The 11,640-nt window shown below is 57.6% G+C and carries 9 protein-coding genes; all 9 read right to left on the bottom strand.

The genetic code is table 11. The annotated features are described in order from the left end of the window. Nucleotides 1-52: 52 nt before the first annotated feature. Nucleotides 53-952, bottom strand: coding sequence for a DUF58 domain-containing protein (locus AC3Y2E_RS08220; RefSeq protein ID WP_379209024.1), 900 nt, complete (start codon nt 950-952; stop codon nt 53-55). Further along, on the bottom strand, nt 949-1,938 hold the full coding sequence (locus AC3Y2E_RS08215) for an AAA family ATPase (RefSeq protein WP_379209022.1): 990 nt from the start codon (nt 1,936-1,938) through the stop codon (nt 949-951). The genes AC3Y2E_RS08220 and AC3Y2E_RS08215 overlap by 4 nt, the downstream gene beginning before the upstream one ends. A 17-nt stretch (nt 1,939-1,955) precedes the next feature. After that, the gene (locus AC3Y2E_RS08210) at nt 1,956-3,698 is read right to left on the bottom strand and encodes a DUF8809 domain-containing protein (RefSeq protein WP_379209020.1); all 1,743 of its coding nucleotides are present in this window, start codon (nt 3,696-3,698) and stop codon (nt 1,956-1,958) included. A 33-nt stretch (nt 3,699-3,731) separates the two neighbouring features. Further along, the gene (locus AC3Y2E_RS08205) at nt 3,732-4,568 is read right to left on the bottom strand and encodes an ABC transporter permease (protein WP_332074345.1); all 837 of its coding nucleotides are present in this window, start codon (nt 4,566-4,568) and stop codon (nt 3,732-3,734) included. Beyond that, nucleotides 4,565-5,491 carry an ABC transporter ATP-binding protein gene (locus tag AC3Y2E_RS08200; protein WP_379209018.1) on the bottom strand — a complete coding sequence of 309 codons (927 nt, stop codon included), beginning with the start codon at nt 5,489-5,491 and terminating at the stop codon, nt 4,565-4,567. Before AC3Y2E_RS08200 ends, AC3Y2E_RS08205 begins: the two co-directional genes overlap by 4 nt. After that, nucleotides 5,488-7,884, bottom strand: coding sequence for a DUF8725 domain-containing protein (locus tag AC3Y2E_RS08195; RefSeq protein WP_379209016.1), 2,397 nt, complete (start codon nt 7,882-7,884; stop codon nt 5,488-5,490). The genes AC3Y2E_RS08200 and AC3Y2E_RS08195 overlap by 4 nt, the downstream gene beginning before the upstream one ends. 192 nt (nt 7,885-8,076) lie before the next feature. Continuing rightward, nucleotides 8,077-8,745: a TerC family protein gene (locus AC3Y2E_RS08190; RefSeq protein ID WP_332074342.1), complete on the bottom strand. Its 669-nt coding sequence runs from the start codon at nt 8,743-8,745 to the stop codon at nt 8,077-8,079. 181 nt (nt 8,746-8,926) lie between these two features. After that, the gene (gene thiI / locus AC3Y2E_RS08185; RefSeq protein WP_379209013.1) at nt 8,927-10,132 is read right to left on the bottom strand and encodes a tRNA uracil 4-sulfurtransferase ThiI; all 1,206 of its coding nucleotides are present in this window, start codon (nt 10,130-10,132) and stop codon (nt 8,927-8,929) included. Further along, the gene (locus AC3Y2E_RS08180) at nt 10,129-11,277 is read right to left on the bottom strand and encodes a cysteine desulfurase family protein (protein WP_379209010.1); all 1,149 of its coding nucleotides are present in this window, start codon (nt 11,275-11,277) and stop codon (nt 10,129-10,131) included. The genes thiI and AC3Y2E_RS08180 overlap by 4 nt, the downstream gene beginning before the upstream one ends. Nucleotides 11,278-11,640 lie beyond the last annotated feature (363 nt).

The following is an 11,640-nucleotide window of genomic DNA, read 5'->3' as shown; positions in this document are numbered from 1 at the left end:
AGCACCTCCTCGCACGGGCCTCCCGTCAGCCGCCGTAATTGAGTCAAATCCTTCATTGCAGGACGCCGCTTGAGCGCATCGTTCCCGCAATCCATTCCAATACCGGAACGTTCGTCGGAGCCAGCGCATACGTAATGCCTCGCTCGTGGCAATAGCCGCGAAGCGCTCCCGTATACGAATCCAGTGCTTCCTTATAAGCTTTCAGCACTTTACCGGACATCGCCACCTCTTTGCCGGTTCCCGACTCGATATCGACCAGCCGCAAATCGCCGGTCAACTCCGGATGCAACTCCTCCGGCGACAGCACTTGGACGACAACGACCTCCTGCCTGGCGGCAGCGAGCATGTTCAAAGTCTCGTAGACGCCCGATTCGTACAGAAAATCCGAGAACAGCCAGGTCATTCCAGGCTGGCGGGGCAGCGTTCCGGGCTGTCCGAGCGCCTTGAACAGATCGCCCGTCTGCTCCGCTTCCGCCTCCGACAAATATTGAAACAGCCTGCGTGCGGACGCTTTGCCGCGCATTACGGGAAGCGTCGACGACACCTGCTCGCCGAACAGTCCGGCGCCTACCCGGTCGTATCCGGCGAGCGCCATATACCCGATACTGGCAGCCAGTCTTTTGGCATAGTCCAGCTTGTTCGTTCCTTCGCTTCGCTCGCCTCCCGTATTCATCGAAGCCGACACATCGACCCACAACCGGACGATCAGCTCCTGCTCGTCTAGAAACAGCTTGACGAACGGCTTGCCGCTGCGCCCGTACACATTCCAGTCGATCTGCCGGATATCGTCCCCGGGAGCGTACAGCCGGTAATCGGCGAAATCCAGCGAAGCGCCGGTCTGTCTGGACCTGCGCTTGCCCTGCATCGTGCCCCGGACTCTCGTCTTGGCGGCAATCGACATCCGCTCGAGCCGCAGCAGCGTCTCCGAATCCAGCGCCATATCCCCGCTCATCGGCGGCTCTCCATCGCGGTCAGCACGTCCTGCAATATCCGGTCGGTCGTTATTCCCATCGCCTGGCCTTCGAAGTTAAGAAACACGCGGTGCCTCAAAGCCGGAATCGCCACTTGCTCGATATCGTGAAACGACACGTTCATCCGCCCTGCACAGAACGCGCGGACTTTGGCCAGCGATACGATCGACTGAATGCCGCGCGGACCTGAGCCGAACTGAACGTAACGCTTTACCGATTCGGGAGCGTCCGCCTCCGCCGGATGCGTGCACATCAGCAGGTTGACCGCATAATCCAGAATGTTGTCCGCAACCAGAATCTGCTTGGCGGTTTGTTGAATGTGCACAATCGCTTCTCCGTCCGCCGCCTTCTCCGGTTGGATCGCCGTAGTCGAAGTGGTGCGGAGCACGATCTCCTTCAACTCTTCCTTCGTCGGATAACTGACGACGATTTTGACCAGAAACCGGTCCAGCTGCGCTTCCGGCAGCGGGTAAGTCCCTTCGTTCTCGAGCGGATTTTGCGTCGCGAGCACAAAAAACGGTTTCGGCAAAGCGTGAGTTTCGGAGCCGACCGTTACCGTCTTCTCCTGCATCGCCTCCAGCAGCGCGCTTTGCGTCTTGGGCGTAGCCCGGTTGATTTCGTCCGCGAGCACGAGGTGTCCGAATATCGGCCCCTTCTGGAACCGGTACGTCGTGTCTCCTTGGCCTCCAAACTGGATCACCGTTGTTCCGGTAATGTCGGCCGGCATCAGATCCGGCGTAAATTGAATGCGCGAGAAGCTGAGGTCGACCGTATCCGCGATCGTCCGCACGAGCATCGTTTTACCGAGTCCGGGAATCCCCTCCAGAAGCGCATGCCCGCCTGCGAGCAGACACCACAGCAGTTGCTCGACAATCTCCTTCTGGCCGACGATGACACGTCCGATCTGCTCGCGGATCGCGGCGACGGTCGCCAGCTGCCGCTCCAGCTGTTCCTTAGTTTCGATCACAGGAATTCCTCCTATCGTTATCGATTCGGTTGTATTTCGGTAAAATAGTCGCGGACCAGCTGCTGAACCGTCTGCGGCAGCTCCGACCGGTTCAGCGAACGCGTCGCTTCGGCTTCGTATTCGGAGTACACTTCCTCATACGGCCGGGATGCGCCGTCCATAGCTGGGGCCGATCCGTCCAGGGACACTTCCCCTCTGCCGTTAACCGGTCCGCTGTCCGTCTCGGTCGTACCGCCGCCCGTAGAGGTCCGGGGCGTATTGACCAAGCCGCGCGAGCCGTTGCCGACACCACCGGCAAGGCCGCCCGCGCCGCCTCCCGATCCGGAGCCGCTTCCGCTTCCGCTGCCTGAACCCGAGCCGCTTCCGCTACCAGAACCGGACCCGGAGCCGCTCCCGGAACCGGAGCCCGAGCCTGCCCAGCTTCCCGAGCCTTGACCGGGTGTTTGTCCGGTCCCGGTTCCGATGCCGCTGCCTGCGCCGCTGCCCGGCTGGCTGCCGGCTCCCGGCGGGACCGCTCCGGGCGAAGCGGCCGAAGCCAGCCCGGACGCCAACCCGTTCGCGCCCCAAGCCGCCGGCAGTGCCACGCCTTGCGCCGCCAACTGGCCGGCGGCTTGCAGGCCGGCCTGCGCGAGTTGGCCGCTCAGCTGCCCGGCCTGCGCAGCGAGCTGGAGCTGGGCAAGCTGGCCCGCGATCGATTGGGCGAGCGCCTCCTGAAGCGCCTGGAGCGTTTGCTCGCTAAGCCCTCCGTTTGGCTGGGCCGACGCCGGTCCGCTTGCTTCGCTTGCAAGCCGGTTCAGCGCATCTTTCAACTGCTGCTCCGCTTCCTTGTCCGCAGACACGGCCGATTCGGCCAGCTTCTCAAGCGCTTTGGCGAGCTCCTGTTTTTGCTCCGGGGTCATCCGGGCCGCTTCCTGACGAAGCCCTTCCAGCGCCGAGTTCACTCCTTCGCGATTCAGCCCCGACAAGTTGCGGCCGAGCTCCTTCAACGCCGGATTCGCTTCCCACTGCTTGGCCCACAGCTCGGCTTGCTTCTGCTCCTTGACCCACTGCTCCTCTTGCTCCTTGAGCTTTTTCATCGCTTTTTCCATTTCGTTAAGCGCCTGAACGGGCGTCTCGCTGTTCTTCAGACCTTGCTCCAACGCCTGCAGCTCTTTATCAAGCTTCTGCAATTCGAGCGGAGGCAGCTTCTGCGATTTCAGTTCTTCCCGCTTTTCCTCCATTTGGTCTGCCTGTTCTTCGATCCACTGCTTGGCCTCCTGCCTTTGTTTCACTTTCTCGTCCATCGCATTGGGCCATAGGAGCAGGAAGACGAGTGCGGCAGCCATCCCGGAGAGCATGCCCAGCTTTTTCGGATCGAGCCGGACCGGCAGCCGCTTCGGCGCTTCCCTCCGAAACGACTCCGCATACCGGATCGCCTCGTCCCGCTGCATCTTCGCAATCGGGGAATCGGCTTCCAGATGGGCGAGCGCCGTGCCGACGCGTTCTTCCAAGCCTCCGCTGCGGTCCATCTCCCGGGCGGCGTCCCGCTCATCCGGCTTCCGGAACATCCCCGCAACGACTCCGGCTAATGCCCCGGCCGCAACCAGTATCAGCGCGAGCAGCCGGTAATGCCCGATCGGAAACCATCGGCCCGCTACCGCTAACGCTACTGCCGCCGCCGCTCCTCCGATCAGTCCGAGCTGGATGAGCCGGACCATCCGTAGGGCGATCAGACGTCTTCGTATTGCCGCTATGTGGCGCCGCAAAGTTTCCGTCGGCATGATGAGGCCTCCTCTCAAATTCGGCTCCCGGCGTTACACCGTCTGCTTTTTCATTTTCGGCCGCAAGAAACGGATCGCGAGCAGTACCGCTACAATAGAAATCACGATATGAATCGGAACGAAGATATGCCAAAGTTCGATCCCTTTCCAGCCGCCTCTGAAAAACTCATCCGAAAATCCGGGTTCGAATATGCTGATCATCGCCGCCAGCGGGTTAATGCCGATTAATAATCCGGAAACCTCTCTCGCCTGATTATTTGTGACGCCCATAATAAAAATCGCCGCCAAGCCGGTAAATACGTACAGAAACAATCCGACCCCGTATGTGACGATCAGCGAAACGACCGTTTTCTTCAGCACCGTCGAGAACAATACACCGATGGAGCCCAGCGCCACCATGACGAGGATATAAAAACCGAACACGGCAAGCAGTTGCGTAGGGGAAATGCCGCCGAACAAAAACACGATACTGTACACCGGCAATGTAGCGAAAACGATCAAAAACATAAAGCTGAGCGAAGAAAACAGCTTGCTTAAAATAATCGTCGCCGAGCTTTGCTGCGTCGTCAGCAAAATATTCAGCGTCTGCTTTTCCCGCTCGCCGCTAATGACGCCGGCCGTCAAGCCTGGTGCCATAAAACAGACCAGCACAAGCTGTGCGCCGCTCAAAAAGTAAAACAGCATCCGGCTCGATTCCGGGCTGAAACCGCGCGAGCCGCGGCTGTGCATCTCGAGATAAATATATCCGAGCGCCAGCAGGCCGATCACGACCAGATAGGCGAGAAGCGCAAGAGGCGATCGGATCGTCCGCATCCGAAGGCGGAATTCCTTCTCCAGCACCGGGTTGATCCACTTTTGTTTCCAGGTCATGCCCGCACCCCTTTCGTAATCTCCAGGAAGACGTCTTCCAGATCCGTCTGCGCTTCATGGAACGACAATACCTTATATCCGCCTGCGACGAGCAGTTTTAGCAGTTCCCACTGTTCTTCGTCGCGCCCGCCGAAGTGGACCCGGATGCCCAGTTCGTCTTGCAGGACGAGCGTCACGAGCGGCAAATCTTTCAGGAAAGCCACGGCTTCCGCTTCCTTCTCCAATATCCGGAGATGCAGCACCCGGTTGGCGCGCATGCGCTGCTGAATGTCGTTCACTTTCCCTTTGGCCAGCAGCGTGCCGTTTTCGATGACGCCGATCTCGTCCACCATCTCCGCCAGCTCCGGCAAAATATGCGACGAAATAATAATCGTTTTGCCCATCGATTTGAGCTCTTTCAAAATTTCCCGCATTTCGATCCGCGCCCTCGGGTCGAGGCCCGATGCCGGCTCGTCGAGTATCAGCAGCTCCGGATCGTGCACGAGGCAGCGCGCCAGACAAAGCCGCTGTTTCATACCGCGGGATAAGGAATCGACGTAAAAGTCCGCCTTTTCGCTCAAATTGACCAGTTCCAGCAACTGGGGGATCAGCTTAAGCCGTTCCGTGCGGGGAATGCCGTAACTGGCCCCGTAAAAATCCAAATACTCGGTCGTTTTGAAATTATCGTACACTCCGAAAAAGTCGGGCATATACCCGATCAGCTTCCGGACTTCTTTCGGATATTCGGTTACCTCGTACCCGCCCACTTTGGCCGATCCCGACGTCGGAATGAGCAGCGTAGCCAGGATGGACATCGTCGTCGACTTTCCGGCTCCGTTCGGACCGACGAATCCGAATACCGTTCCTTTGTCAATCGTCATATCGAGCCGGTTAAGCGCCGTGAATTGTCCGTATATTTTCGTGAGCTCGCGAATTTCGATCATGGCAACACTACCCCTTCCACACCGATCGTCGGATACGTGAACCGGCCGCCGTTTTGACTGTTCGTTACTTGCAGGCGCAGCTCGTTAGTAGCGGTCAACACTTGCTTCACACGGGCGGCGTCCAGCTCGCTCGGATTGCTGTTTAACGCTTCCCACGACTGTTTGCTTTCGTTCCACAGTTCCACGGTAAACTGCTGCTGAACCTGCATCGCCAGCGTTATTTTCTCGAACTTCCAGTTGGAACGGGAAGGTATGCGGTAGACAAGCTTAAAGTCGCCCTTGCCTACATCGATACCGCCGTTATTGTAAGTGCTCATATGTGCAACGTTGCTGGACTCAACAAAAGGAACGACAACGCCGCGGGGGATGAAAATCCGGTCGCCTTGGACGTAGTCCAGCTTGAGCGGCTGGGCGTACAGATCGATCCGCTCCGACTGCACATCTTTGCCGTCGATCTTGAACAACGCGCTGGCCGATTTGGAGAACGCGACGATCATAGGCTCCGAAGACAGGGCGCTCTGCATACCGCTCGCATAGCTGCGCGAGAAGCTGTTCAGAAGCGAGCGTTCCCGCTCCCATACGTCCTGATTGCCGGCGTACGGGAATACGATATGTCCCCAGTCGGAGTACATCATGGACGATATGTTGGTCGTTCCGACCTGAAACGGCTTCTTCTCGCCCGGCTTCATGTCGCCGATCCGGATCCACTGCCCTCCGATGAAGATGCCGGCTTCGTACATCTCGGATTTCGTATTGTTGACGATCTCGCCTTTGGCGCCGGAGGCGTCGAGCCGGATCGTGTATTCGAACTGTCCCGCATCCGCTACCGTTTCCGGCGAGCCGAACACTTTGCGCACCGACCAGAACGGAACGTTTTTGAACGCCGCCACTGTTTTTTCGGGCTCGGATCGAATGATCATATCCGCATTTCCGGACTGCAGGGAGTTTCCGTCGTTCACCATAAACGGAGATATACTGCGCTTGCCGGCCCACTCCAGCTCGTAGCTGCCGCCGCTCGGCACGAATACCGACGAAGCTGCGGTCCGGGTTGCCTCCCCTTTCCCGGAGAGGATGTTCATTCCGAGCGTTTGAGCCAGCGTCGAGCCGCGGCCGGAAGCGCCGATCGCATAGATCGAGACGCTGGTTACGATCGCTACGATCGGGATCGCGAACCAGGCCCACTCGCGGCGGTCCATTCGTTTTAAAATCATATACAGCGCCGGCCCGACGACTATGGCATATACCAAAAATAGCAGCGCAAGAATTGCGTAAGCGGGAGGAATCAGTTGCGGGAATACTTCCAGGGCGTTGTTCAGCTCCCACATTCCGTCCATACGCACCGATTTGCCGCTGTTATTCATAACCAGAACATCCGACAAGATCCGTTCCCAGATCGCCGGATTGCCGTTCCAGGACGCCAGCGGCTCCATCGACAAGTCGTAAGCGATATAAGTGACCGAGCCTTGTCCGACAGGGGCTTCCACGACAAGCGGAATCCCCTTCTCGGCGTACAGCGTCTCGCCCGATTTTACCGCTGCAGCCGATACCGTAACCGGACCTTTCAGGTCCAGCTCCCGGCCGGTCGCCTGAACGAACGAGCTGAGCTCCGCAACCGAGGCGGTACCGGAAACCGTGACCGGCGCAATCGCGCCGAAAGGAGCGGCCGTCTTCGCATAGCCGGCGCCGCCCGCGAGTATGAGCTTGCCGCCGCGCTCGACCCATGCTTCAATGTCCTTCACCTGCTCGGGCTTCAGCCTGTCCGTTTCCGCATCGTTGAAGGCAATTACATCGAGACCGTCAAGCATCGTGGCTTCCCAAGGAAAATCGCCCGTCGTAAGCAGCGTCGTCTGCACTTGATACCCCTTCTGGTTCAGCAGGGACAAAAAGTTAAGCGTATCCGGATCACGGGCCATCACGCCCGCCATAAGCGTTTCCGGCGATAAAGGCTTCGTGATGATCGATACGTCGTCCTGGGAGAACGGGATCACCTTGCCCTTGTCGGCTCCTTTCTCATAAAAGGCGATGACGTTGTTCCGTTCGTTCAGTTGTTTGCCGGGCAGAGCAAACCAGACGATCTTCGTGCTTTGTTTGGGGAGATCGACATGTTCGGCATACACGATCCCTTTGCCGCCATTCACGTCGCCCGTCATCCGAACCGTCAGATCGCCGGAGACGTCGTCACCCGGATTCGTTACGGTCATCTTGACCGGAAACCATTTTCCGTCCTTCATTTTCCCGTCAAAGCCGTGCTCGATCACGATATCGAGCGGCAATCGCTCCGCATTAGCCTTCCCGCTTCCCCACAGGGCGAGATTGGCTGCGATCAGCGTCAAGACCAGCAGGTAAAATACCCATCCGGTCAGCTTCGTCCGCAGGTTGCTCCGAATACTCACATTCGAACCCCTCTCCATGTTCCGATTCTACTCCTTACTTTCTTCATTATAGACGAACCTTGCGTCAAAAGGTTACAGGTGCGGAAATCGGACATTCCCCCCGTTATTCGGGCATTTCCGCATACCAAAAAGCTCCCGAGAAGCTCGGGAGCGAGGCTGGCTGCCACAGGCATGCAAACGTTCATCTTCACATTACGCCGGCTTGCCCGGACTGTGTCTTTTCCACAGCGCTCCGATCAGCAGAACGATCAGTGTCGTGGCAACTGGAATCGCCCAGTGAGCCGTGGGGTTATGATGAAGCAAATATTGCTGCATCTTGCCGTCGCTAATAAACATCTCCCCGGATGTAAAACCGAGAATGCCGGCCCCCGCGTAGATGAAGATCGGATAACGCTGCAACAGCACGACGACCAGGTTGCTGCCCCATACGATAATCGGGATACTCAGTCCGATCCCGAGGATAATAACCGACAAGTTTCCTTGCGCTTTAGCCGCAATCGCCAGCACGTTGTCCAAACTCATGACGAAGTCGGCCACGATAATGGTCCATATGGCTTTGCCGAGCGAAGACGCTTCTTTTACCGTAGCATGGCTTTCGTCGTCCGCCAGCAGCTTGATCGCAATCCATAACAGGAGCAAGGAACCGGCCGCCTGGATAAAGGGAATGGACAGCAGGAACACCGCCGCAACCGTCAGAACGAGCCGAAGCCCGATCGCCCCGAACGCTCCCCACCATATCGCCTGCTTCCGCTGATGCAGCGGCAAGTTTTTGCTCGCCAGCGCGATGACGACGGCGTTATCTCCGCTCAGCACGATATTGATCAGCAAAATTTGCAAAAATAACAACAGCCATTCCAGCATCGTACACCCTCCCGACCATAGTCTCTTACGAAACCCGTCCCTTATTCGTTAACGTATGCGTCCTGTTGCCCTTTCTAGTACAGCTCCGCGCAGCAAACGGAGCGAAAGAACGGGAAAAGGGCCCCGTGCCCGGGAGCCCTGCATATGGCGCGTGTAGTGGCATTTCTATATTTTCCTGAGGCTAGAACAAGTGGTCTTCCTCCGAATTTTGCTCCGGTTTCACCCACATCGTCTCCGTTTTCTCCACCGCCTCGCGGATCAGTTCCGGCAGCCAATCCATCGCTTTCTCGGAGTACTCGACCACCTTCAGGCTCGGATTCGTCGAAGGCGACTTCGGCATAAACAACGTGCAGCAATCTTCGTACGGGAGAATCGAGATCGGATACGTCTCGATCTTCTCGGAGATGGCGATAATCTCAAGCTTGTCCATCGTGATCAGTGGACGCAGCACCGGCAGCGTCGCAGCCCGGCCGATCACATTCATGCTGGACAACGTCTGACTCGCCACCTGACCGAGGCTCTCGCCCGTAACGATCGCCAGCGCTTCCCTCTGCTCGGCCAGCTGTTCGGTAATGCGGAACATTACCCGTCTCATCATCGTGATCAGCAAGTTTTCACGGCACGATTCCTTTAGCCGGGTCTGGATCTCCGTAAAAGGAACCATATGGATCATAATCGAGCCGGCGTATTCAGCCAACACACTCGTCAGGTCGATCACCTTTTGTTTGGCGCGTTCGCTCGTATACGGGTAGCTGTGAAAATGTACCGCTTCGATGCGCAGACCGCGCTTCATCGCAAACCATCCGGCGACCGGGCTGTCGATCCCGCCGGACAACATCAGCATCGCTTTTCCGTTGCTTCCCAGAGGGAAGCCGCCCGGACCGGGGAGCGTGCCGATATAGACGAACGCCTCCTGGTGGCGGATCTCGACATGCACATTCACCTGTGGCTCATGCACATCCACTTTCAGTCCCTCGTATGACTCCAGCAAATATCCGCCCAGCAATTGATGCATCTCGAACGTATCGTGCGGAAACTGCTTGTTGACGCGTCTTACGGTTACCCGAAACGTCTCCGGGACCCGCTCCAGACGGTCCATTACGATCCGTGCGGCCGCGCGGATTTCCATCAGATCCGGCGCCGTTTTGATCGCGCGGCTGAAGGAATGCAGGCCGAATACTTTGGAGAGCTCCCTCTCGACGTCGGCATGCGATTCGCCGTTGAGCTCGACATACATTCTTCCGTACGATTCGGTACGTACGACCGCACGGCCAAGCGGCTTCAACACCCGCTTGATTTGTTGAACGATCTGATTTTCAAACCGATTCCGGTTTCTTCCCTTTAACATAAGCTCGCCGAAGCGAAGCAGGATCACTTCCGTATTCACCGGTACCTCCTTAGCTGTTCCATCGTACGGGCTACAACATCCGCAAGACGGTCTATATCTTCTTCGGTGTGGTCGGGGGACAAGCTGATTCTAAGACCGCTGACCGCACGATCGAGGTCCGCTCCGATCGCCTGCAGCACGCGGCTTGGCCGATCTTCCCCCGAAGAGCAGGCCGACCGCGTGGAGATCATCATGCCATGCTCTTCCAGAGCGTGGACAAAAACTTCCGATTTCAATCCCGGAACCGATACGTGAACAATATGGGGCGCCATATCCGCAGCCGATTCGGAGCCGTTGTAGACCAGACCCGGAACGGTCCGAAGAGCGTTCAAAAGCCGCGAACGCAGTCCGGATAACCGGGCAAACGCCCCCTCCTGCCGTTCCATCGTCATGCGCAGTGCCTTGGCGAAGCCGACGATGCCCGGCACATTCTCCGTTCCCGAGCGTTGCCCGGCTTCTTGCCCGCCGCCGTGCAGCAGCGGCTGCAGGGCGATGCCTTTGCGCCGGTACAACAAGCCGGCGCCTTTCGGGCCGCGGATTTTATGAGCCGATACGGACAGCAGATCGATGCCCCATTCGCCCGGCCATACCGGAATTTTACCGACGCTTTGGACCGCATCGACATGAAACAGCACCTTGCGGTGTTGACGCAAAGCCTGCCCGATCTCCCGGACCGGCTGAATCGTGCCGATCTCGTTGTTCACATGCATGACGCTCACAAGAATCGTATCGTCGCGAACCGCATCCAGCACATCTTGCGAACGGATTCGGCCGTCTCCGTCCGGCTGAATAACCGTAACCTCGTAACCCAGCCGCTGTCTCAAATACTCGAAGCATTCATACACCGAGGCATGCTCGAGTGCGGTTGTGATCAGGTGTTTGCCGCGGCCGGCATATTGCAGAGCCGCTCCAAGCACGGCCGTGTTGTTGCTTTCCGTCCCGCCGGACGTAAATACGATTTCTTCGGTAGCGGCGCGAAGCTGCCTCGCCGCAACCTCCCTGGCCTTCGTCAGCATCCGCTCCGCGTCGATGCCGACCCTGTGGATCGAGGAAGGATTGCCGTAGTGACGGGCCATCACCTCTCCAACCGCTTCAACGACCTCCTCGTACGGAGGCGTCGTCGCGCAATGGTCGAAATACAGCATAACGGATGACTCCTTTGCACTTCAAAGTTTGAGTTTCTTGCGAGCAGGCTGACTGACGACTAACTGACTAACTACCTAACTACCTAACTAACTAACTAACGCTAACCAACAAAATAAGAGTCTCTGGCACCCTCTATTTTCGGGTTGTACCCCTTATTTCTACCATCTGGTGGGGGAAGCGCCCTTTTCGCGGATTTTAACAGCTTCAAACGACTCTTATTCCGTGCCCAAGCCGGTTTTCGGACAAAATAGAGGGTACAACCCCCCCTTATTCCCTGAAAACTTAACCTTCTTGGCTCAAAAAAGACGATCAATGCCGGATATCAAGCTATCCGCATTGATCGTATCGGTGCTTATTCGAAA

It is taken from the genome of Paenibacillus sp. MAH-35, assembly GCF_058135425.1.
This window is presented reverse-complemented; position numbering and strand designations above follow the sequence as displayed.